At 62.5% G+C, this 23,020-nt stretch carries 19 protein-coding genes; 9 read left to right on the top strand and 10 right to left on the bottom strand.

The genetic code is table 11. The features are described from left to right. Nucleotides 1-30: 30 nt before the first annotated feature. Nucleotides 31-1,635, bottom strand: a complete 1,605-nt coding sequence (locus tag ACJJVH_RS27630) for an MDR family MFS transporter (protein WP_412066697.1) — start codon at nt 1,633-1,635, stop codon at nt 31-33. A gap of 76 nt (nt 1,636-1,711) precedes the next feature. Further along, complete coding sequence (locus ACJJVH_RS27635) at nt 1,712-2,923, bottom strand: HlyD family secretion protein (RefSeq protein WP_113422254.1); 1,212 nt, start codon at nt 2,921-2,923, stop codon at nt 1,712-1,714. Nucleotides 2,924-3,061: 138 nt separating this feature from the next. On the opposite strand from ACJJVH_RS27635, the gene ACJJVH_RS27640 reads away from it, so the two are divergent. The 8 genes from ACJJVH_RS27640 to ACJJVH_RS27675 all read left to right on the top strand — a co-directional run bounded on the left by ACJJVH_RS27640 (nt 3,062) and on the right by ACJJVH_RS27675 (nt 11,740). Further along, nucleotides 3,062-3,964, top strand: a complete 903-nt coding sequence (locus tag ACJJVH_RS27640; protein WP_113405307.1) for a LysR family transcriptional regulator — start codon at nt 3,062-3,064, stop codon at nt 3,962-3,964. A 208-nt stretch (nt 3,965-4,172) separates the two neighbouring features. Beyond that, complete coding sequence (locus tag ACJJVH_RS27645) at nt 4,173-5,807, top strand: TIGR04028 family ABC transporter substrate-binding protein (protein ID WP_113405308.1); 1,635 nt, start codon at nt 4,173-4,175, stop codon at nt 5,805-5,807. Nucleotides 5,808-5,866: 59 nt separating this feature from the next. After that, nucleotides 5,867-6,808, top strand: a complete 942-nt coding sequence (locus ACJJVH_RS27650) for an ABC transporter permease (protein ID WP_412066698.1) — start codon at nt 5,867-5,869, stop codon at nt 6,806-6,808. Then, on the top strand, nt 6,805-7,725 hold the full coding sequence (locus tag ACJJVH_RS27655; protein ID WP_412066699.1) for an ABC transporter permease: 921 nt from the start codon (nt 6,805-6,807) through the stop codon (nt 7,723-7,725). The genes ACJJVH_RS27650 and ACJJVH_RS27655 overlap by 4 nt, the downstream gene beginning before the upstream one ends. Next, complete coding sequence (locus ACJJVH_RS27660) at nt 7,722-9,404, top strand: dipeptide ABC transporter ATP-binding protein (RefSeq protein ID WP_412066700.1); 1,683 nt, start codon at nt 7,722-7,724, stop codon at nt 9,402-9,404. Before ACJJVH_RS27655 ends, ACJJVH_RS27660 begins: the two co-directional genes overlap by 4 nt. A gap of 4 nt (nt 9,405-9,408) precedes the next feature. Further along, nucleotides 9,409-10,452, top strand: a complete 1,044-nt coding sequence (locus ACJJVH_RS27665) for a putative FMN-dependent luciferase-like monooxygenase (protein ID WP_412066701.1) — start codon at nt 9,409-9,411, stop codon at nt 10,450-10,452. A 30-nt stretch (nt 10,453-10,482) separates the two neighbouring features. Next, a complete protein-coding gene (locus ACJJVH_RS27670) occupies nt 10,483-11,112 on the top strand; it encodes a CMD domain protein (protein ID WP_412066702.1) in 630 nt (209 codons plus the stop codon). Between the two features lie 22 nt (nt 11,113-11,134). After that, nucleotides 11,135-11,740, top strand: a complete 606-nt coding sequence (locus tag ACJJVH_RS27675) for an alkylhydroperoxidase domain protein (RefSeq protein ID WP_412066703.1) — start codon at nt 11,135-11,137, stop codon at nt 11,738-11,740. Between the two features lie 109 nt (nt 11,741-11,849). Here ACJJVH_RS27675 and ACJJVH_RS27680 read toward each other — a convergent pair whose 3' ends face one another. The 3 genes from ACJJVH_RS27680 to ACJJVH_RS27690 form a co-directional block, all read right to left on the bottom strand. Beyond that, complete coding sequence (locus tag ACJJVH_RS27680; protein WP_412066704.1) at nt 11,850-12,857, bottom strand: ABC transporter permease; 1,008 nt, start codon at nt 12,855-12,857, stop codon at nt 11,850-11,852. A 129-nt stretch (nt 12,858-12,986) separates the two neighbouring features. Beyond that, entirely contained in the window at nt 12,987-14,528 is a 1,542-nt protein-coding gene (locus tag ACJJVH_RS27685) for a sugar ABC transporter ATP-binding protein (protein ID WP_113422246.1), read from the bottom strand. A gap of 107 nt (nt 14,529-14,635) precedes the next feature. Next, complete coding sequence (locus ACJJVH_RS27690; RefSeq protein WP_112795299.1) at nt 14,636-15,592, bottom strand: sugar-binding protein; 957 nt, start codon at nt 15,590-15,592, stop codon at nt 14,636-14,638. 457 nt (nt 15,593-16,049) lie between these two features. Between ACJJVH_RS27690 and ACJJVH_RS27695 the strand changes: the two genes are divergently transcribed. Continuing rightward, nucleotides 16,050-17,099 (top strand): LacI family DNA-binding transcriptional regulator, encoded by a 1,050-nt coding sequence (locus tag ACJJVH_RS27695; protein ID WP_412066935.1) that lies wholly within the window; start codon nt 16,050-16,052, stop codon nt 17,097-17,099. A 66-nt stretch (nt 17,100-17,165) separates the two neighbouring features. Here the strand turns inward: ACJJVH_RS27695 and ACJJVH_RS27700 are convergent, their stop codons facing one another. From ACJJVH_RS27700 to ACJJVH_RS27720, 5 genes are all read right to left on the bottom strand, one after another. Beyond that, a complete protein-coding gene (locus ACJJVH_RS27700; RefSeq protein ID WP_412066705.1) occupies nt 17,166-18,812 on the bottom strand; it encodes a GMC oxidoreductase in 1,647 nt (548 codons plus the stop codon). Nucleotides 18,813-18,842: 30 nt separating this feature from the next. Beyond that, complete coding sequence (locus ACJJVH_RS27705; protein WP_113358625.1) at nt 18,843-19,925, bottom strand: ABC transporter ATP-binding protein; 1,083 nt, start codon at nt 19,923-19,925, stop codon at nt 18,843-18,845. A 4-nt stretch (nt 19,926-19,929) separates the two neighbouring features. Continuing rightward, the gene (locus tag ACJJVH_RS27710) at nt 19,930-20,817 is read right to left on the bottom strand and encodes a carbohydrate ABC transporter permease (protein WP_112795301.1); all 888 of its coding nucleotides are present in this window, start codon (nt 20,815-20,817) and stop codon (nt 19,930-19,932) included. Then, on the bottom strand, nt 20,817-21,704 hold the full coding sequence (locus ACJJVH_RS27715; protein ID WP_112795076.1) for a carbohydrate ABC transporter permease: 888 nt from the start codon (nt 21,702-21,704) through the stop codon (nt 20,817-20,819). Before ACJJVH_RS27715 ends, ACJJVH_RS27710 begins: the two co-directional genes overlap by 1 nt. A gap of 70 nt (nt 21,705-21,774) precedes the next feature. Beyond that, a complete protein-coding gene (locus ACJJVH_RS27720; protein ID WP_113422243.1) occupies nt 21,775-23,007 on the bottom strand; it encodes an ABC transporter substrate-binding protein in 1,233 nt (410 codons plus the stop codon). Nucleotides 23,008-23,020 lie beyond the last annotated feature (13 nt).

The following is a 23,020-nucleotide window of genomic DNA, read 5'->3' on the forward strand; positions in this document are numbered from 1 at the left end:
TCGATGTCCTCCCCTTTTTAAATGCGGCGCTTAATGCGCGCCGCCGCCGGAAAGATGACCGGGTTTCTTGAGAAGCAGGCTGGCAAGCAGGGCGACGACGAGTGCGACGCCGAGCAGAAAGAAGGTGTCGCTGAAGGCCATGATATTGGCTTGTTTGCGCAGGCTGGAGGCGATCGCAACGATTGCCTTGTGGGTGGCGAGCGCCTGGTCGCTGATGCCGTGGTTCATGAAATAATCGGTAAGCCTTGCAACCCGGTCGCGCGTGGCGTCTTCGAACACGGAAACCGAATTGGTGAGAATGTTCGAGTGGAACTGCTCGCGCTTGGCGAGAAAGGTCTGCAACGCCGCGATGCCGACCGCGCCGCCGAGATTGCGCATCATGTTGAAGAGCGCCGAGGCGGAGCCGGCATTTTCCTGCTCGATGCCGGCGGTGGCGATGGCCGTCAGCGGCGTGAAGGCAAGCGCCTGACCGATGGCGCGCACGATGTTCGGCCAGAAGAGCTGATCGCTGGCATAGTCGCCGGTCATGTGGACGTTCATGAAGTTCGAGGCGGCAAAGAGCGCGAAGCCGATGACGACCAAAATCCGGGCGTCGACACGCTTCATCAACCGCGGCACCAGCGGGATCAGGATGAGCTGCGGAATGCCGGTCCAGGCGAGCACCATGCCGATCTGCTCGGAATTATAACCCTGGATGCGTGTCAGATAGATCGGCAGGATGAAGACCGAGCCGTAGAGGGCGACGCCCATCAGGAAGTTGGCGACGATGCCGAAGCCGAAGTTGCGGCGCACCAGCAGGCGCAGATTGAGGAGCGGGTGGGACGCGCGCAGTTCGATGACGAGAAAAAGCGTCAGCGAAACGGCGGCGATGACGGACAGGCGCACGATGAAGGGCGAACCGAACCAGTCGTCCTTGTTGCCTTCCTCCAGCACCGTCTGCAGAGCGGCGAGGCCGATGGCCATGGTGATGATGCCCGGCCAGTCGCCCTTGGCGAGCAGCGACAGGTTCATCGGCGTGCGGTCGAGCGATACCCAGAGCATGCCGACCATCAGAATGCCGGGCACGAGATTGACGTAGAAGATATATTCCCAGCCCCAACTTTCGGTGAGATAGCCGCCGATGGTCGGGCCGATGGCCGGCGCGAAGGTTGCCGAGAGGGCGAAGAGGGCAAGGCCCATCGGTTGCTTGGGTTTCGGCAGCAATGTGATGATGATGGTGAAGGCCATCGGAATCAGCACGCCGCCGGAAAAGCCCTGGATCGCGCGCAGGATAATCATCTGCTGCAGATTGGCCGCAAAGGCGCAGCCGACCGAAAAGACGAGGAAGAGAATGGCGTTTGTCAGCAGGTAGATGCGAACCGAAAAGACGCGGGCAAGCCAGGCGCTGAGCGGGATGACCACGATCTCGGCAATCAGGTAGGAAGTCGATATCCAGCCGCCGTCGTCCGTGCCGGCGCCGATGGCGCCCTGGATATCGGCAAGCGAGGCGTTGACGATCTGGATGTTGAGGACAGCCATGAAGGCGCCGAGCGTGGAGCCGATCACGGCGGTCCACATGCGCAGCGGGCTCATGGCCGGCCGGGCGGCCGCGGCTGCGGCCGAATTGTTGTTTGCGGCGATCTGAAGAGTGGCCATGGCGCGTCTCCTTTCGGCCGGAGCCGAAAAAATCTTGTGACGATGTTGTCGCGACGTTCGACGAAGAAGGCCGGGATCAGCCGGCGTGGCCGGACGATGCTTCGGCGTTGGCTGCCGAAGTTTGAACGGCCTTGGTATCGATTTCAGGCTCGACCGACATGCCGGAGCGCAGCAGCCCCGCCAGATGCTCGTCATCGATGACGATCTTGACCGGGATGCGCTGGACGATCTTGGTGAAATTGCCGGTCGCGTTATCGGGCGGGAGCAGCGAGAATTCCAGCCCGCTTGCCGGCGAGACGCTGTCGACATGGCCCTTGATGGCAACGTCCGGAAAGCTGTCGACCTTGATCTCGACAGACTGGCCGGGGCGCACATAGGTCAGCTGCGTTTCCTTGAAGTTCGCGACGACGTAGACCGAATGCAGGGGAACGATCGCCATCAGCTGCGTGCCTGCGGTCACGTATTGCCCGACGCGGATCGAGCGGGCGCCGACCGTGCCGTCGACCGCGGCGACGATATTCGTGTAGGACAGATTGAGCTCCGCCTGCTGGACCGCGGCGGCGGCGCGGTCGCGCTGGGCAGCCGCCTGATCGCGCTGGGTCTGCAGCACCGGCACCTTGTTCTGAGCGGCGACCAGCGCGGCCTGATCGCGCTCGACGGCGGCCGCCGCCTGCTTGCTGGCCGATTGCGTCTCGTCGGCGCGCGATTGGGTGCCGGCACCATTGCTGATCAACCGGGCCTGACGGGCGGCATCGGACCGGGCAAAGTCGAGCGAGGCCTGCGAGGCTGCGACCGTCGCCTTGGCCTGTCCGATCAATGATTGCTGCAGCATGATCTGCGCGTCGATGTTGGCGATCGCCGCGTCGGCGGCCTTGAGGTCCGCCTTCGCCTGCGAGAGGGCGGCCTGGAAGTCACGGTCGTCGATGCGGGCGAGCACCTGGCCGGCCTTGACCGTGTCGTTGTCGTTGACCAGCACATCCTTGATGTAGCCGGCGACCTTGGGAGCGGGCGCGGTGTAATCGGCCTTCACATAGGCGTCGTCCGTCGATTCGATGAAGCGTCCGACCGTCCAGTAGTGATAGCCGAAATCGGCGCCGAGGGCGACGCAGGCCAGCAGGGCGGCAATGAGGACACCGCGCTTGACGAGCTTTCGGCCCGCCCCGGGAGCGGTGACGGCAGCCGGTGCCTTCGGCGCATCGGCGGCGGGGGATTTCGCAATCTCGCCAGCCGGAGCGGCATCGGCATGGCTTGCGTTTCTGAACGCCTCGTTGCGGGGTAGTTCGACCATCGTCCGTTTCCTCTCGTATCGCTACCCCTTCACGAGGGGGCATTTTTGATGCGGTGAAGATGCGTCGGAACGGTCCTTCTGATAATCTCCTCAAATCTGGAAGCATCATCAACTCACAGTGGATAATCCGAGGGCGATATGGATCGGCTGACCAGCCTCACAGTCTTTGGCCGGGTGGTGGAATGCGGCGGTTTTTCCGCGGCCGCTCGCCGGCTCAACATGTCCGTCACCATGGTAGGCAACCATGTGCAATCCCTGGAGGACCGTCTCGGCGTGCGGCTTCTGAACCGCACGACGCGCCGTGTCAGCCTGACGGAAACGGGCAAGTACTATTACGAGCGTTCCTCGCAAATCCTTGCTGATCTCGAGGAGGCCGATCGCGCGGCGGGCGCGCTCAGCACCATGCCGCGCGGCACGCTGAAGATCTACACGAGCGGCGCCATCGTTCGTTTCCTGCTTCCCGTCATCAACGAATTCATGACGCAGTATCCTGCGATCGCGCTCGACTTCAACGTCGGAGAACGATCGATCGACATGATCGAGGAGGGCTACGACCTGATGATCCGCACACTGCCGGCACAGGATTCGACGCTTGTCGCGCGCAAGCTTACACCCTGGCGTCACATGCTGGTCTGCTCGCCCGAGTATCGCGACACCCATCCCATGCCGACGGTTCCGGCGGATCTCGCGGCGCATAATTGCCTGCAATATGCTTACTATCCCTATGGCGACGAATGGCGTTTCGAAGATGCCGACGGCAATCAGAAAGGCGTCAAGATTTCCGGCAATGTCGTTTCCAACAGCGCCGAGACGTTGCGGTTTCTCCTGGAGAGCGGGCAGGGCATTTTCCTGGCGCCGAGTTTCATCGTCTTCGACGATGTCGCCGCCGGACGTCTCGTGCGCGCCATGCCCGATTATCGGGCGGTGGAGTTTACGATCAGCGCGATCTATCCGAACCGCAGTCATTTGCCGACCAAGGTGCGATTGTTCATCGACCTGCTGGCCGAACGCTTTATCGAACACCGCAAATGGATGACCTGATCGGCTGCCGTTCCGCGCTGCCGCATGGTCCGGGATGACAACCGCGGCCACCTTTGCCGATCAGACACCAAGTTGCCGATAATGGCAGACTTGGCGGATGTCGTTTCAATAGTTTCGCGAAAAATAGAAGACTAATTCCATAGAGTATATTGGAATGCTCCAGTCGCTTCGATACCCTTCCGGAACGTTCGGTATCCGAGGGATTTCAATGACGATCGCAGCAAATTTGAAGGCATTTGTTCTGACTGCCGGCTTCCTGTCGCTTGTCTCGTCAGCCGCGTTTTCGGCTGACGAAGGCAAACCCGTTCAGGGCGGCACGCTCATCTATCTGGAGCAGCAGGCTCATACGAACCTCTATCCGCCCGCAGGCGGCTTCTATCCGAACGGCGGCGTGCTGAACCAGATAACGGACAAGCTGACCTATCAGAACCCGGAAACCCTGCAGATCGAGCCTTGGATAGCCGAGTCGTGGACGGTCAATGACAATGCCACCGAATACACCTTCAAGATCCGCAAGGGCGTGACCTTTTCCGACGGGTCGCCGCTCGATGCCAGTGCCGTCGCCAGGAACTACGATACCTTCGGCCTTGGCAACAAGGAGCTGAAGCAGCCGGTTTCGGAGGTCATCAACAATTACGATCACAGCGAGGTGATCGATCCCTATACCGTGAAGTTCTATTTCAGGAAGCCGTCGCCCGGTTTCCTGCAGGGAACCTCCGTCATCGGCTCCGGCCTCGTCTCCCTGAAGACGCTGGCCCTGCCTTTCGACCAGCTCGGCGATGCGACGAAGATCATCGGTTCCGGCCCGTTCGTCGTCGCGAGCGAGACGCTCGGCAAGCAACTCGAACTGAAGGCGCGGCCGGACTACGACTGGGGTCCGGTCAAGCTCGCACATCAGGGCCGCGCCTATCTGGACGGCATCAAATACATCATCACCGGTGAGGACAGCGTGCGTATCGGCGCATTGCTTTCCGGCCAGGCCGATTTCATCCGGCAGCTTCAAGCCTATGACGAAAAGCAGGTAGCCGATCAGAGCTTCGCGATCTATGCAGCGCCGACGCGCGGGGTGAACGACAGCGTTGCCTTCCGGCCGGATAATCCGCTCGTTGCCGACCTCAAGGTTCGCCAGGCGCTTCTGCATGCCACGAACAACAAGGAAATCGTCGATACGTTGTTTTCGGCGAATTATCCGCAGGCAAAGTCGATCATTTCGTCGGCTGCGGCCGGCTATGCGGATCTTTCCTCGAAGTTGAGCTACGATCCGGCGGCGGCGGAGAAACTGCTGGACGAGGCGGGCTGGAAGAAGGGAACGGACGGCGTTCGCCAGAAGGACGGCAAGCCGCTTTCGCTCGCCGTCTACGAATCCCTGCCGCAGCCGCAGAACAAGGCCGTGCTGCAGCTCGTCGCGCAGCAATGGGCCAAGATCGGCGTGAAGCTGCAGGTTCTGGCCGGCACATCGGGAAATCTCGTGACCGACAATGTCGATCCGGCAAAGACGCCGCTGGTGGTGGCCGAAGTCGGCCGCGCCGATCCCGATGTCATCAAGAGCCAGTTCTATGCGAAAAACCGGGATGCGCTGCTGCAGAAGGGCGGCCTCAATCCCAAGGCGGTCTTCTCCGACGACAAGCTGAACGGCATTCTCGAGACCGTTGCGTCCGAAACCGACAGCGGCAAGCGCCTGGCCGCAGCCAAGGCCGCGCAGGAATATCTGCTGGATCAGGCCTATGTCATCCCGTTCTTCGAGGAGCCGCAGGTCTTTGCGGGCGCACCCTACGTGAAGGGGATTGCATTCGAGGCGGTCGGCCGCCCCTCTTTCTACGGCACATGGCTTGCCGCGCATTGATGAACGATGCGGGCCCGTCGTTGCGCCGGGCTCGCGGAATGTGAAGGCGCAAGATCGGTATGGCGAGATACATATTATCCAGAATCGGGCAGGCCCTGTTCGTGCTGTGGGCTGCATTCACGGTGTCCTTCGTGCTGCTGCAGTCGCTGCCGGGTGATGCGGTGCTGATCAAGTTCCAGAATCCCGACTATGGGCTGAGCCCCGAGCAACTTGCCGATATCAGGGCCGCTTACGGCGCCAACGGATCTTTCCTGCAGCAATATCTCCATTCCGCCTGGAATTTCCTGACGGGCGATTTCGGCTACTCCCTGCAGGCGGGGGTTCCGGTGAACTCGCTGCTGGCGACCAACGTGCCGCCGACCCTGCTGCTTGCGGGGCTGGGTTTCGCGGTGGCAGTGAGCCTTGCCGTTCTCATCGCGATCGCCTCCAATCTATCGGGCTTTGCATGGCTGCGCGGCCTGATCCAGTCGATTCCGTCGCTTTTCGTTTCTGTGCCGACCTTCTGGCTCGGCATCATGTTCATCCAGATATTCTCCTTTCGGCTTCGTCTCGTGCCGGTCATCAATCCCGGGCCTTGGGAAGGTCTTTTCCTGCCTGTCCTGACCGTGGCTGTCCCGATCTCGGCGCCGCTGGCGCAAATCCTGCTGAAGAATATCGACGAAGTGCTGACCAGGCCCTTCGTGCCGGTCGCCCGCGCCAAGGGGCTTTCCCATGCAAGGGTCTTGTGGGCGCACGTTGCCAAGAACACGCTGCTGCCGGTCCTGACCGTCGCCGGGCTTTTGTTCGGCGAGCTGGTTGCCGGAGCCGTCATCACGGAAACCGTCTTCGGGCTCAACGGCATCGGCGGCCTGACCAAGCAGGCGGTCGACGGTCAGGATGTCGCCGTTCTCCAGGCGATCGTCGTCATTGCCGCAGGCGCCTTCGTCATCATCAATCTCGTCGTCGATCTGCTCTATCCGGTGCTCGATCCCCGTCTGAAGACCAAATTGGGGGCCGCATGATGGCAAGTATCGAAACTGTCCAACATCATCCAAGCCTCGATCCGTCCGAGCCTGAAGGCAGCCTGTCGTCGGCAACGCTCCGGGGAAATTCTCGAAAAACCGTCCCATCCGGCCGGCGGTGGCCGGTCATCCAGCCCGGGCTCATCCTTGCGTGCCTCGTGCTCGCGCTGGCGGTACTTTGGGCGATCTTTCCCGGCCTCTTCACGATCTGCGATCCGGTTCAGGGCTTGCCGGGCCAGCATCTTCGCCCGCCGGGCACGGCACATCTGCTGGGTACGGATTCGCTCGGTCGCGATCTCTATGCCCGCATCGTTTACGGAGCCGTGCATTCGTTGTCCGGCGCGCTCGCCGCCGTGGGCATCGCCCTTCTGGTCGGCACGACGCTTGGCGTTCTTGCCGGCTCACTGGGCGGAAGGCTTGAGACCGTCATCATGAGGCTGGTGGACGTCATGTTGTCCATTCCGGATCTGCTGCTGTCGCTCAGCATCATCGTTCTCCTCGGCTTCGGCACGGTCAATGCCGCAATCGCCGTCGGCTGCACGCTGATCGCCAAGTTTGCCCGGCTGGTGCGTTCCGAGGTCGTGACGGTGCGGCGAAGCGAATATGTCGAAGCCGCGTTCGGCAGCGGCGGCACCTTCCTCAAGGTCCTGTGGCGTCATATTCTTCCCAATTCGCTGACCTCGGTGATCGCCTTTGCCGCCCTTCAGGCCGGCTGGGCCATCCTGCAGCTGTCGACCCTCGGCTTCCTCGGCTATGGCGCCCCGCCGCCGACGCCGGAATGGGGGCTGCTGATCGCCGAGGGCCGCAATTACATCGCAACCGCATGGTGGCTGACGGCGGCTCCCGGTCTCGTCGTGGTCCTTGTCGTCATTTCCATCAATCGCATCAGCCGGGCTATCGGAAGGATCGGGAAATGACGGTTCCATTGATTGGCTCGCTCGAGAGCAAGGCCGTTCCCATCCTCGACGTGGCGGGCCTGCGGATCGGCTATCGCGACAGGAGCGGTCTGCGCACGGTCGTTCACGATATCGATTTCCAGGTTCATGCCGGCGAAGTCGTCGCTCTGGTCGGCGAGTCCGGCTCGGGCAAGAGTTCGACGGCTCAGGCGGTGATCGGCCTTTTGCCGGAAGGCGGCCTTTTGCAGCAAGGTGCCATCCGCCTGAACGGCGAGGAGATCGGCGACTGGCCGCAAAGACGGCTGGATGGCATTCGCGGGTCGGTTGTCAGCCTCGTGCCGCAGGACCCCGGCAACTCCCTCAACCCGGTCAGGACGATCGGCGATCAGGTGGCCGAGATCCTCGTCGTCCATGGTAGGGCGTCGGGGGCGGCCGCGCGCGTCCAGGCAATCGATCTTCTGGAGCGTGTCGGTCTCAGCCAGCCTCAGTTGCGTGCGAAGCAATATCCGCACGAGCTTTCCGGCGGCATGCGCCAGCGCGTGCTGATCGCCATCGCCATGGCCTTGAAGCCTTCCCTCATCATTGCCGACGAGCCGACAAGTGCGCTTGACGTGACCGTACAGAGGCACATTCTGGACCTCATCGACGATCTGAGGCGCGAATACGGCACGGCGGTCCTGCTGGTCACGCATGACCTCGGCATTGCCGTCGACCGATCGGACCGGCTGATCGTCCTGCAGCATGGCCGCATTCAGGAGCAGGGGCGTACCGCCGACGTCGTGAGGCATCCGCAGAGCGCCTATACGCGGCGTTTGCTCGCCGACGCGCCATCGCTCAACGCCGAGCGGCAACGCATTCCCCCTCGGCCGATCGCGTCTGCGCCGCAGCCGACCGATGACATCATCGTCGTCGAAGGGCTGGTTCAGGATTTCGGCCATGGCGGAGATGCGGATAGGTTCAGGGCCGTCGACGATGTCTCGTTTCGCGTGCGCCGCGGCAGTACGCACGCGATCGTCGGAGAATCTGGTTCGGGCAAGACGACGACCATACGGATCGTTTCGGCCTTCCAGCGGCCGACTTCCGGAAAGGTTGTGATCGACGGGCTGGACCTGTCTTCGCTGCGCGGCGAAACGCTCCGGCTTTTTCGCAAGAAAATCCAGCTCGTCTATCAAAATCCCTATGGATCGCTTGATCCACGTCAGACGATCACGAGCATCGTGGAAGAGCCGTTGCTGAATTTCGAGCGGCTGCCGCGCCGGGAGCGATTGGCAAAGGTGGCCGCGACCCTCGACAGGGTCAAGCTGCCGGCCGAGGTATTTCAGCGGCGGCCGCACGCGCTTTCGGGAGGGCAGCGCCAGCGTGTCGCGATTGCCCGCGCCCTGGTGCTCGACCCGCAGATCCTGGTGCTGGACGAAGCGGTCTCGGCGCTAGACGTGACGGTGCAGGCCCAGATTCTCGAACTTCTCGACGAGTTGCAGCGCGAGCTGGGGCTGACCTATCTGTTCGTCTCCCACGATCTTGCCGTGGTGCGGCAGATCGCAGACACGGTCTCCGTCCTCAACGGCGGGCGGCTGGTCGAGACGGGCGCGATCGGCGATGTCTTCAGCAATCCGCAGAGCCCCTACACGCGTGAGCTGATCGACGCCGTTCCGGGCAAGAAGTTTCCGCGATCAATCGATTTCCCCCTCAGTGCAGGATAGTTTCATGAGTACGTCACCGAAAAGACTGGGCTTCTTCAGCCGCGTCCTCGATCAGGCGGACGCCGCGACCCGTTACCGGCTTGTCGCCGAACAGATCGTTCACGCGGAGAAGCATGGCTTCGACAGCGCCTGGGTGGCACAGCATCATTTCAGCGGCGAGGAGGGCGGCCTGCCCGCGCCTTTGGTGTTCCTTGCATCGTTGGCGCCGCGAACCTCCCGCATCCGCCTCGGCACGGGCGTCATCACCCTGCCGATGGAAAACGCGGTGCGGGTGGCCGAAGACACCGCCGTGCTCGATCATCTGCTCGACGGGCGGCTGGAAGTCGGTTTCGGCACCGGCGGCACCCCGCAATCGTTCCTGCCTTTCGGCCTGGAAAGCGGCGAACGCGGACAGGTTTACGGCAGACACCTCGCCCTGGTGCGCGAGGCCTGGGCCGGAGGCGAGCTTGCCGGCGGCAATCGCCTCTATCCCGAAGCGCCGCATCTGCGCGATCGCGTCTGGCAGGCCACTTTCTCCGTCGGCGGCGGCATTCGTGCCGGCGGCGATGGCGATGGGCTGATGCTGTCGCGCACGCAGCCGCGACCGCCGGAAACGCCGGACGCCGAGCTCTGGGACCTGCAGAATCCGATTATCGATACCTATCTCGCGGCCTTGCCTGCCGGGCGTCCGCCGCGAATTCTGGGTTCGCGCAGCCTGTTCGTCTCGGAGAGCAGGAAGGAAGCCCTGCACTTCGCCGAGATCGGCCTGAGGCGCAACGTCGAGCGCTTCAAGGCGAGCGGCTTTACGTTTTCGGGCGAAACGACGGCCGATCTGATCCGGGCTTTCGACGTTCATGTCGGCACGCCGGATGACGTCATTGCATCGCTGCGGGCCGATACCGCGCTATCGCGGGTCACAGATCTGGTCTTCCAGGTGCATTCCGTCGATCCGCCGCATGAATACATCCTGCGCTCGCTGGAACTTGTCGCAAAGCACGTCGCGCCCGCACTCGGCTGGGCGCGGCAAGGCTCCGCCGCGAACGAACCGCGCCGGGCCGCGCGGGTCTGAAGACCGGCATTTAAAGGGAAGGACTCAACCATGACGTCACAGACCACGGATACCATCGATCTCCTTGCGGGAATTCACGCCGGATCCCTGCTGGATCGCCTGCGGGCGCAAAGGCCGGAGACGCGTCTCAATGCGCAGAAAAGCTATCAGGCGCTCTTTGAGCCCGCGCATCAGGGCGATGTGACGCTGCTGGAGCGCTTTGCCATCGCTGTCTTCGTTGCGGGGCTCCACGGCGCGGACGAGGCCGGCAGCTTCTACGCCTCCAGGCTGAAGGAGCAGGCCGGCGGCGCGGCGTTCGCCGTCTCCGTCGATGTGGAAGTCGAGCGCGGCCGCACGAACGGCCCCTACGGGCACTATCCCGCCGGTCCGCTTTCCGGCGAGGACCGGACCGGACTCGTCTACGAGGTTACGAGCGAGAACCGGGATGCGCTCGGGCCGAAGCTGGCGACAGCACTCGAACACAGCCATCTTCTGGTGTTCCGTCCGAGAGAGGCGAGTGCCGCGGCGTTGCAAAAATTGCTCGATGCCGGCTGGACGGCGACCGGCATCGTGACTCTATCGCAGATCGTCGCGTTTCTGGCGTTTCAGATCCGCGTTGTCGCCGGCCTCAAGGCATTGGCAGAGAACGCGGCGAATGCCGGGCAGGCGGCTTCGGCCTAGTCGAATCAAGAGGAATTCCCATATGACCGAAATCGTCATTCATCCCGCAATCGAGAACCGGCCGAATGCCTTTACCCAGGCCGAAATCGGTTGGACCCCATGGCTGCAGCCGCTTGGCGAGGCGGATCTGACCGAGCGTCACTGGGCCGGCCTTGTGGATGCGTCCCGCGCGAAATCGCCCTACTTCATGTTGCTGGCGCGCGACCCCGATATTCTCCAGGCCCGCACCAGGACGGACAAGGATATCTTCTACAACGTCTCGGCCGGTCTTCCCCGCGCCGAGCGCGAGCTTGCCGCCACGGCCGCCTCGCGCGCGAACGGCTGCATCTTCTGCGCCTCCGTTCATTCGCGGTTTGCCTCTCATCATTCCAAACGGGCGGATGACGTGCAGCGTCTGCTGGACGAAGGTCTCCAGGCCGATCTCGGCAGCCGGTGGAATGCCGTTGTCGAGGCGTCGGCGGCCCTGACGGCGACGCCGCCGCAATTCGGCACGGACGAAATCGAAAAGCTGCGCGCGGAAGGACTGGACGATCTGGAGATCGCCGATGTCATCCATGGCGCAGCCTTCTTCAATTGGGCAAACCGGCTGATGCTGTCGCTGGGAGAGCCGACGCCGCCGGCCGGCTGAGATTCTTGGGCGATATACGGCCTGCGCTCGCCGTCAGGAGCCGCGTTGCTGCAAGCAGACATCGCGACTCTGCGGCCTCCGCTTCAGCCAAATCGATCCGGGGTCGCCGCTACGATTGCACTTGGCTTGCCGGCTGTCGTGTTTCCGCCTGGCGCGCAGCCGAGACCAGGCGCCGCTGCGCGCGCATGGCGCTCCACTGCTGGTCGATCAGCACGCCGAGCATAATCACGCCGCCCATGACGGCGAAGTTGAGCGAGGAGGGGATGCCGAGGAGGTTCACCAGATTCTGAAGCTCCTGCAAGAGGATGGTGCCGAGCACCACGCCGATGAGGGACCCTTCGCCGCCACGCAGCGAAAAGCCGCCGAGAACAGCCGCGGCGATGGCGTAAAGCTCGTAGAATTGCCCATGGCTCGCCGGCGAAATGGAGCGCGTGTACATGGCGAAGTAGATCGCGGAAAGCGCCGTCAGCACACCGCATATGACGTAGGAAACCGTCACCATCTTTCTCGTGCGGATGCCCGAATATTTGGCGGCCTCCTCGTTCTTGCCGATGGCGTAGAGATAGCGGCCGTAGACGGAGCGATGCAGGACGATCCACATGACGGCAGCGATGATCACGAGCGCGATGAAGGTGTTCGGCACGCCGTAGAAACGGCCGGCCGTCAGGAATTCCAGGGTCGGAAAGTTCTGGCCGAAGGCGAAGCCGGCCGTACCGTCCGCCGTGTAGAAGCGCGCCGCGCCGCGATAGATCAAAAGGCCGCAGAGCGTGACGACGAAAGGCTGAAGATTGAGCTTGGTGATCAGCCAGCTGTGGATCGCGCCCAGGACGCCGCCGAGGATCAGGATGAGCGGGAGAGCTACCGCCCAGGGTATGTTCTGGACGGCAATGAAGTCGATGAACAGGACGCCGAGCAGAGCGACCAGCGAGCCGACGGAGAGTTCGATGCCGCCCGTGATGATGACGAAAGCCTGGCCGATCGACAATATTCCGAAAAGGCCGATGAGGTTCGACGTGTTGGCGAGGTTGATCGGCAAAAGGAAGCGCGGATTGATGATCGCGACGACGATGCCGACGACGATGATCAACAGGAGCAGGCCCAGATCTTTCTTACTCATCGATTTCCATTCCCATTGGCCGCAGCCGTTAGAGCAATTCCAGGAGAAATACGCAGCGGCTTTCCGTCCGGAAGTGCTTAAAACAAGGAGATAGAACGGTTCAGAGATCCCGTGGATAGCTGAACCGCTTTAGTGTAGCGCCTTGCCGACGGCCAGCAAAAGCACGTTTTCCTGACTGAATTGATCCTTATCGAGAATGCCGGAGATCTGGCCCTCGTGCATGACCGCGATGCGGTCGGAGACGCCGATGACCTCCTCCATGTCGCTCGAGATCATCAGGATCGCCACGCCGGCATCGGCGAGCTTGCGCATCAGGTTATAGATTTCGCTCTTCGCGCCGATGTCGATGCCGCGGGTGGGTTCGTCGAAGATCAGCACTTTCGGATGCATCGCCAGCCATTTGGCGAGCACGACCTTCTGCTGGTTGCCGCCCGACAGCGTGCCGGTGCGGGTCGAGATCGACGGCGCCTTGATGCCGAGCTGCCGGCGCTGGCTTTCGGCCACTGCATTTTCGCGGTCCGGCGAAACCATGGAGCGGCGCGCATAGGCCGGAAGATTGGGCAGGGATATGTTCTGCGATATCGGCATGTCGAGCAGGATGCCGTTGAGTTTCCGGTCTTCCGGCACGAGGAAAATGCCGTTGGCGACGGCGTCTCTGGCAGAACGCAGCCGCAGATCCTGCCCGCCAAGCGCGATGGTGCCGCCGTAGCTCCGGTCGACCCCGAAGAGAACGCGGGCAAGCTCGGTGCGGCCCGAACCGACAAGTCCGGCGAGGCCCAGGATTTCGCCGTAGCGAATGTCCAGGTTGACCGGCTGCATCGGGTAGGCGGCGGTCTGGACTGCGGAAATCCTGAGCGCAACCTCACCCGGCGGCCGGGCGGCTTCTATCGAGCGCGCGGCCAGGGCGCGGCCGATCATCAGTTTCACCATGCGGTCGTGGTCGATCGAATCCTTCGGCAATGTGCCGACCAGGGTTCCGTCGCGCAGAACGACGACACGGTCGGCGACGCGTTCGACTTCGTGCAGGCGATGCGAAATGAAGATCACGCTGATGCCATCCGCCTTCAGCGACGAGATGACGGCCAGCAGTTTCTCCGTCTCGGCCAGCGGCAGGCTCGATGTCGGCTCGTCGAGGATGACGAGACGGGCATTGATGGAGAGCGCCTTGGCGATTTCGACCATCTGCTGCTGCGCGAGCGATAGCGAAGCCACCGGCGTATCGGGCGAAAAATTGGCGCCGACGCGCTTGAGCAAAGGAGCGACCATGTCGCGCAGGCGGCTCCGGTCCACAAGCTTCAGGACGCCGCCCCGCAGAGGCTCGCGGCCGAGAAATATATTTGCCGCGACATCGAGATTTTCAAACAGGTTGAGCTCCTGATGGACGAAGGCGATGCCCGAGGCGATGCTGCTTTCGACCGTGAAGGCGCCCTGCTCGGCCCCATCGAGACGAATGGCTCCGCGATCCGGCTTGACGACGCCACCGAGGATTTTCATCAGTGTCGATTTGCCAGCGCCGTTTTCGCCGACGAGGCCGATCACCTCGCCGGGAGCGACGTCCATCGAGAAATTATCGAGCGCCACGACGCCAGGGTAGGTCTTGCCGATTCCCGAAAGGCTGAGAAAAGGCACCGTGCCTGCCGGCGCTACCAGTGTATCCGATCGTTGATTCATGACGAGTATCGCGCCTGTGCGACGTGGCTTCGAAAGCCGTCGCGTCGTGAGCATTTATCAAGTCCAGCAGCGCCGGTCCTCGTAACCGGCGCTGCTGCGGGATGGCCTCAATTGCCGGCCATCGCCTTGAGATTGGCGGCATAGGCGTCAACGTCATCCTTGCCGATGATCTTCGTGGGGATGATGATGAGCTTGTTGTCGGGAATGCCGGACTTGTCGCCCTTCAGGTAGGCGGCCATCAGCTTCATGCCCTGGTAGGCCCAGAGATAGGGCTGCTGTACGACGGTGCCGGCAATCGTGCCTTCCTTGACGCCGCCGAGCGTGATCGGATCGTCATCGAAGCCGACGACGGTGATCTGGCCGAGCTTGCCGGCTTCGCGCAGCGCCTCGTAGATGCGCGGCGTGTTGTAGGAATAGAAGCCGACCATACAGGTGACGTCCGGGCTTGCGACCAGCGCATCCTCGACGTTCTTCTTCGCTCTTGTCTGGTCGATGTCGTCGCCGCGAACGTCAACCAGTTCGATCTTCGTGCCGGCGATGCCGTCTTTCATGCCCTGGATGCGCTCCTTGGCATTGTCCGCACCGAGAAGACCGACAAAGCCGATGCACTTGCCGCCGTTCGGCATGGCTTTCTTGGCGATTTCGGCAGCCTGCTTGCCGGCGTCGACGTTCGACGAGCCGATATAGGCGACGCGGTTCGTATCCGGCGCGTCGCTGTCGGTGGTGAACAGAGCGGTTTCGGAGCCGATCTTGTTCAGGCCCTCCGTCGAGGTCTTGGGATCGACGGCGGAAACCATGATGCCCTTGACGCCCGCAGCCACAAGGTCTTCCATCAGACGCTGTTGGATCGCGACCGAGGATTGTTCCGGATACTTCAGTTCCATGTTGAAATCGGGCAGCTCGGCCTGGGCCTTCTTGACGCCGGCTTCGGCAGCCTTCCAGAAGTCGGATGCGCCGTTGACTACAAATGCGAGCGTCGGCTTGTCGGCGGCGTAAGTTGCCGATGCATAGCTTAACATCAGCCCTGCCGCAAAGGCGGCAGCACCCCGTCTTAGGTACTTCATGATCATCCTCCCATAGACCCGCTGGCGGGACTAGTTGCAACTCGTAGCGGCCCGTCCTGCACCCCCTCCTAGGGTTTCTCGCAAAGCGAGACGCGGCACGTCCAACCACGAGGCAACGGTATACGACTAATTTCGATTAGTAAATAGAATTAGTAATACAAATCGGAGAGCATGGCCGGGGATCGCGAGGAAAACGCTGTTTTCTGTGTCATTCCAAGACCATATGGGTGCTGAATTTGTGGATGGCGTGCCGATTTATCATTGCACCGGTTGCCGAACTCCCACCATTGATGGTAATAAATATTAGCGAAGCTGGCGGTGGGGTTGTTGGCCGGCTTCGTTTCACGGGAGATGAGGCGCCATCATGAAGAAGATATCGGCCGCAAACGGCGATCAAACGGCCGACGACAGCAGAATTTCGAAGAGAAACGGCCGCCGTCCCGGCGCGCGCGTCACGATGACCGATATCGCCAAGGCGGCTGGATGTTCGCAGACCGCAGTGTCCTTCGTCCTGAACAACACGCCCGGCATGCGCCTGTCGCAGCAGACCCGCGAAAGGGTCATCGAGGCCGCCCGCCAGCTCGGTTACGTCGCGCCGGTTCTTTCCACTCCGCCCGCGCTTCTGTCGCCCTCGCAGCTGGACGGGGTCATCGGCTTTGCCGTCGACCAGCTCGCGACCAGTCCGGAAGCGGTCGTTGCGATCGAGGGCGCGCGCCAGGCGTCCTGGAATGCCGGAAACGTGCTACTCGTCGCGCAGACCATGAGCGATCCGGTCATGGAGCCGAGAGCGCTCCAGGCACTGAGCAACAGCGGGATTTCCGCGCTGATCTACATGACGATCTTCACCCGCGAGGTCGAGGTTCCGGATTATCTCTACGACCTCAACATTCCGATCGTCCTTCTCAATTGCTACACCTCCGACTATGCCTTTCCGGCCGTCGTTCCAAGCGAGATTGCCGGCGGTCAGACGGCGACAAGGCATCTGATCTCGCATGGCCACCACCGCATCGCGACGATCACGGGCGAACCGTGGATGCAGGCGGCGCAGGATCGCCTCACCGGCTATCGCCGGGCTCTGGCGACCGCCGACATTCCCTTCGATCCGGAACTGGTCATCGAGGGCGACTGGTCGGCGAGTGCCGGCTATTCCGGCACCATGAAGCTGCTTTCGCTTGCCGAGCGTCCGACCGCGATCTTCTGCCAGAACGACCGCACCGCCATCGGCTGCTACGAGGCGCTGAAGGAGGCCGGGCTTCGCATTCCGGAGGACATGTCGGTCATGGGCTATGACGATGAGGACATCTGCCGCCATCTCGTGCCGCCTCTGACGACATCCATCCTGCCGCATATGGCCATGGGCCAGTGGGCGATAGAGCATCTCGAAACCGCTGTCTTGCCGCGCGAGCGCCGCTACCAGATCACCAAGCTCGAATGCTCGCTCGTCAAGCGCGCATCCGTTGCGGCTCCGGCCGGCGCCACGGTCGGGCGCAAGGCCCGGAAGATCTGATCGCGGCCGCGCCGGTGCCCGGACAGGCGTCGGTGGCGATCCGCCCGTCCGGAAATCACGCCGGCATCAGCGCTTCTGGTGCTGGCCGACCAAATTCCGGCAGGCGCGGATCGTCAGCGCCATGACGGTCAGCGTCGTGCCGGCGATGCCGCTGCCGGGAAAGGCGCTCGCATCCGTGACGACGACGTTCGGGACATCCCAAAGCTGATTGTAAGAGTTCAGCACCGAATCTCGCGGGTCTTCTCCCATCCGCGCGCCGCCCGTCTCGTGGATCGCCGCTCCCATGCACATGGTCTTGCGGAACCATTTTCGGAACATGAAACGGCTGAAGGGATCGGCATCGGGAAAGGCGCCGCGGCCCATTTCCCTCAGGCCGGTCGGGGAGCCGATGAATTCCAGATCTCCGCCGACGCCATGCACCATGTCGACAAGCACTTTCTCCTGCTGGCGGAGCAGCGCGTGCTCCTCCTCGCCCATGACGCAGCGAATATGAGGCGCGGGAATGCCCCAGGAATCCTTGCGCCGCGTATCGAGCGTGATGCGGTTGTCCGCATAGGGCAGCATGCGGCCGAAGCCGAAGAAGGCCAGGCGGGCCGGTTCGTCGTCGGGCGTCGGCGCGCGGCCGATGCTGCCCTGATAGTCGAAATCGCCGCGGCCGGCGTCGCCGGTTCCAAAGCGTGGCACGAATATGCCGCCGGAGGGGTTGTAGAACGGATCGACCGGGGCGGAATCGTCGACTGCCCATCCCTTTGCCTTGGAAAAGGAGCCGAAGGCGAGGCATGGAAGCTGGTCCATGAAATAGCGCCCCAGCGCACCTGAGCTGTTGCCCAATCCCCCGGGATGCCGGGCGGATGCCGAATTGAGAAGCAGCCGCACGCTTTCGATCGGAGACGCCGAAAGCACGACGAGCGTTGCCCGTGCGGTTTCGACCTGGCCGGTGGTGCGATCGATGAACTCGGCACCCGTTGCCCGGGCGCCTTGATCGTCCGTCACGATACGCCGGACGATGGCATCGTGGCGGATCGTCAGCTTTCCGGTCGCAAGTGCCTCGCGCAAGGGTTTTGGCGTGCGTTCGGCATCCGGCGCGATATAGCGCCAGGAAACGACATGCCGCTGCGGCCAGCGGCTTTCCACTTCGTTCTTGAAGACCTGTTCGGCCGGCGTCAGCTTGGCAGGGCGGACATAGATGCCATCAGGTAGGGTCTCCACGCCGTCGGGATTGCCGTAAAGCCCGAGGCAGGTCTCGACCTCCTCGTAGTAAGGCAGGAGATCGTCATAGCCGACCGGCCAGTCCACGCCCTTGCCGGTTCGCGACTTTATCTTGAAGTCGTCATCCGTCCAGCGCAGCAGCACACGGCCGAAGCTGTGCAGGCGACCGCCGCCCTGACGGCCGCGAATCCACAGGAACGGCGCGTCTTTCGGGGTCGTGTAAGGGTTTTTCCGGTCGTTGACGAAGAAATGGCTGAAGCGCTCCGTAAAGAAGGCGGCGCGTGCCTGGATGGGCTGCCCCTTCAGCGTGGCGCGGGCGCGCTCCCAGATGTTGATGCTGCTGGCCGGCTGCTTCTTGCGGGTCGGATCGAAATCCTTCCCGGTCACGGCAGGGCCGGCCTCGAGCAGAAGGACAGAAAGCCCCTGGGCGGTCAGTTCTCTGGCGGCAAAGGAACCGGCAGCGCCGGAGCCGATGACCAGCGCATCGTAAACAGTCTGAGACATGAATATTTTCCGTAATGATCCGAAGGCGGTTTAGAGGCGGACGCCGTTGGCGTCGAAGAGCGAGGCCCTGGCGATATCGAGCCCGGGTGCGATCGCCGCGCCGGGCTGGAGCGTCGTGTCGCCCATGAGGCGGTAAGACAGGCTCTGGCCGGCCCAGTCGAACCAGACCACGGTATCCGCACCCATCGGCTCGACCACCGAGACCGTACCGGCGAGGGTCGGCAGATGCCTTGTTTCCCCGGCTGGAACGATATGTTCCGGCCGGATGCCGAGCGTGGCGGGGCCAGCCTTGGCCGCCGCCAGAAAAGGATAGTCGGCCAGATGCGCGGCCAGGCTGTCGCTTTCGAAGAGCGGGCCGTCCGCCTTGATGGCAATTTCTCCCTTGATGAAGTTCATCGCCGGTGCGCCGATGAAGCCCGCGACGAAGAGATTGGCGGGGCGATGATAGATCTCCGACGGGCTCGCAAGCTGCTGGATGACGCCATCCTTCATGATGGCGATGCGATCGGCGAGGGTCAGCGCCTCCACCTGATCGTGAGTCACGTAGATCATCGTGTTGCCGAGGCTCTGATGAAGCTTCTTGATTTCGACGCGCAGTTCGTTGCGCAGTTTGGCATCGAGATTGGAGAGCGGTTCGTCGAACAGGAAGACATCGACCTCGCGCACCAGCGCTCTGCCGATCGCGACACGCTGGCGTTGCCCGCCCGACAGTTCGGAAGGGCGGCGGTCGAGCAGGTTCTCCAGATGCAGCAGCGACGCCGTGCGGGCAACGCGCGCCTCGATCTCAGCCTTGGGCAGGCCGGCGACGCGCAGGCCGAAGGACAGGTTTTTGCGCACCGTCATCCGCGGGTAAAGCGCATAGGACTGGAAAACCATGCCGATCCCGCGATCTTTCGGCTCCTCCCACGTCACGTTCCTGCCCGAGATCCACATCTCGCCGTCACGGATGTCCTGCAGGCCGGCGATCGCATTCAGCAGCGTCGACTTCCCGCAGCCGGACGGGCCGAGGAGCACCAGAAATTCCCGCGGGGCAATGTCGAGGGAGAGTCTTTCGATGACGGTATGGTCACCATAGGCAATCTTGAGGTCTTTTACCGCTACGGCAGGCTGCATGGCGTTACCCTTTGACGGCGCCGGCTGCGACACCGCGCAGGAACCAACGGCCGGAGAAGAAATAGATGGCGAGCGGAACAACGGCGGTCAGGATCGTGGCGGCCATGTTCACGTTGTAGGCGCGTTCGCCCATGGTGGTATTGACGATATTGTTGAGCTGGACCGTCATCGGCAGATTGTCGCGCCCGGCGAAAACCAGACCGATGAGGAAGTCGTTCCAGATGCCGGTGAACTGAAAGATGGAGGCAACCATCACCATCGGCACCGACATCGGCAGCATGATCTCGATGAAGATCCGCCAGAACCCGGCGCCGTCGACGCGGGCTGCCTTGCAGAGCTCTTCGGGGATGGCGACGAAATAATTGCGGAACAGCAGCGTGACCAGCGGCAGGCCGAAAATGACATGAACGAGGACCACGCCGGCCACGGAATTGTAGAGGCTCAAATTCGCAAGCAACCGCACCAGTGGATAGAGGAAGATCTGATAGGGAATGAGGCCGCCCGCCATCAGCAGCCCGAACAGGAAATTCGAGCCCTTCGGCCGCCAGAGCGACAGCGCATAGCCGTTGATCGCGCCGATGAAGACGGAGATGACGACGGCGGGCACGGTGATCTTGACCGAGTTCCAGAAGCCGACGCGCACGCCGAGGCATTGCGTGCCCATGCAGGCCCCGGACCATGCGGTCTTCCAGGCGTCGAGATCGACGGTGCCGGGCAAGGCGAAGATATGGCCCTGGCGGATTTCCTCCATCGACTTCAGCGAGGTCACGAGCATCGTATAAAGCGGCAGCAGGAAGAAGAGCGCCGACAGCACCAGGAAGGCGTAAAGCCCGATCTGGCCGACCGTCAGCCGTGACGGCCTGGGGCCGCGAGGATGCCGAAGTGCTGTCATCATTGCGCTCCTCTTCTTCGGGCGCGCATGGCAAGCGCATAGCGGAACGGGGTGACGGCCATGACGACGGAAAGCACGAGGACGGTGGCGCCCGCGCTGGCAAGCCCGAGGTTCTGGCGTTCGAACAGATTATCCATGATGAATTTCGCCGGCACCTCGGTCGAATAGCCCGGGCCGCCGCCGGTCTGCGCCACGATGAGATCGTAGGTCTTGATGACCCCCATGGAGAGCAGCATGCCCGATGCCGCAAGCGCCGGACCGAGTTGCGGCAGGATGATCGAAAGGTAGATGCGCCAGACCGGGATGCCGTCGATCCGGGCTGCCTTCCACTGCTCCTCCCCGATGCCGCGCATGCCGGAGAGCGCGATCACCATGACGAGCCCGGCGCCCTGCCAGACGCCGGCGAAGACCACGGTATAGATGGCCATCTCGCGATTGACGATCCAGTCGAAGACGAAGCCTTGCCAGCCGAGCGCCCGGACCGTCGCCTGGATGCCGAATGTGGGGTTGAGCATCCATTGCCAGATCAGCCCCGTGACCACGAAGGACATGGCATAGGGGTAAAGGAATATGGTTCGGAAGACGCTTTCGAAGCGCACCTTGCGGTCGAGCGCGGCCGCCAGCACGAAGCCCAGGGCAAGGCATCCTGCGACATAGAGCACGCCGAAGATCAGCACGTTTTCCAGCGATGCGAGCCATCTCGAATTCCTGAACAGCCTCGCATACTGGGCAAAGCCGACATAGTTGGACGACGGAAAGATCGTCGAGTCCGTGAAGGACAGCCGCACGGACCAGATCATGGTGCCGATGTAGACGAAGATGGCGGCGATCCATGTCGGCAGTAGCGCACAGGTCGCAGCAAGGGAACGTCTGCGCTTGGCTTGCATGAGCAAACTCTCTCAAGGGGAATGAAGGGAGCCGAACGGCGAATCCGCCGCCGCCCGGCCCGGAAGCGTTCTATTCGAAGATTGCGAAGAACTTTTCGGCGCCGGAAGCGCTATCCTCCGACGGGTTGCTCCAGAACTCGTCGACAAAGTCGTTGAGCGCGCCTGCCTGCTGCGGCGAGAGGATCAGGGCCTGATCCGGCACGATCTTGCCGGCGCTCATCAGTTCCAAGCCCTTTTGCGCGCAAATATCGAGCTTCGACTTGTCGACATCGGTGCGCATCGGCACGGAACCCTTTTTCAGGGAGAACTCGACCTGCACCACAGGATCCATGGCGACTTCCGCCAGCAATGCCTGTCCCTTTTGCGATGCCGGATCGGCAATTTTCGGGAAGGAGAAGGAATCGGCGACATACACCATCCCCGGTGATTGCGGGACGAGCATGCAGCCATAATCCTTGCCCGGCTGCTTGCCGGCGGCGACGAACTCCCCCTTGGCCCAATCGCCCATGAACTGCACGCCGGCCTTGCCGGTGATGACCATTGCGGTGGCGTCGTTCCAGTTGCGTCCCGGCGCGCCCTCGTCGACGTAGGTTCGAAGCTTGCCGAGGATATCGAGCGTCTTCTTCACGCCCTCGACGGATGCGTCGCCATTGTCCTTGTCGGCATAGATCTTGAGGAAGCCGTCGATGCCGACCTGCGTCAGCAGGATCATGTTGAAGACCTTGGATTCCTGCCAGGACTGGCCGCCCCAGGCGACCGGCTGCACGCCGGCGGCCTTGAGCTTGTCGAGCGCCGCGAAAAACTCATCCCAGGTCCGGGGCTCCTCGGTCACGCCGGCCTTGGCGAAGGTGTCCTTGGAATAAAAGACCCAGCTCTCGCCATGCGCGTCGGTAGGGGAAAGATAGACCTGGCCATTGTAGGAGATGAGGTCGAGGATCGACTTCGGCAGTACATCCGCCCATTTGCCGGCCTTGGCGGTATCGTCGATCGGGCTGAGCAGGCCCTGGTTGACGAAATCGGTATTGGCAAGGCCGATCACGGCCTGCTTGGCCGCGGGCGGATCGCCGGCGACGAGCCGGTTCTGGAAGGCGGCGTCGGCGGCGCCGAAGCCGGCGATGGACGAATCCTTCCAGACGCCGCCGCGTTTTTCGAACTCCTGCTTGATGACATCGAGCGCCGCCGCCTCGCTGCCGGACGTCCACGACGTCATGACTTCGGCCTTCGGCTTGTCGGCTGCGCAAGCGGGAGCGGACGCGGCGGCAAGGGCCGCACCCATCATGAGCAGTTTCATTGCGTTTCTCATCGTTCCACCTCTT

The sequence above is a fragment of the Rhizobium sp. SYY.PMSO genome (genome assembly GCF_046840415.1).
Lineage (GTDB): Bacteria > Pseudomonadota > Alphaproteobacteria > Rhizobiales > Rhizobiaceae > Rhizobium.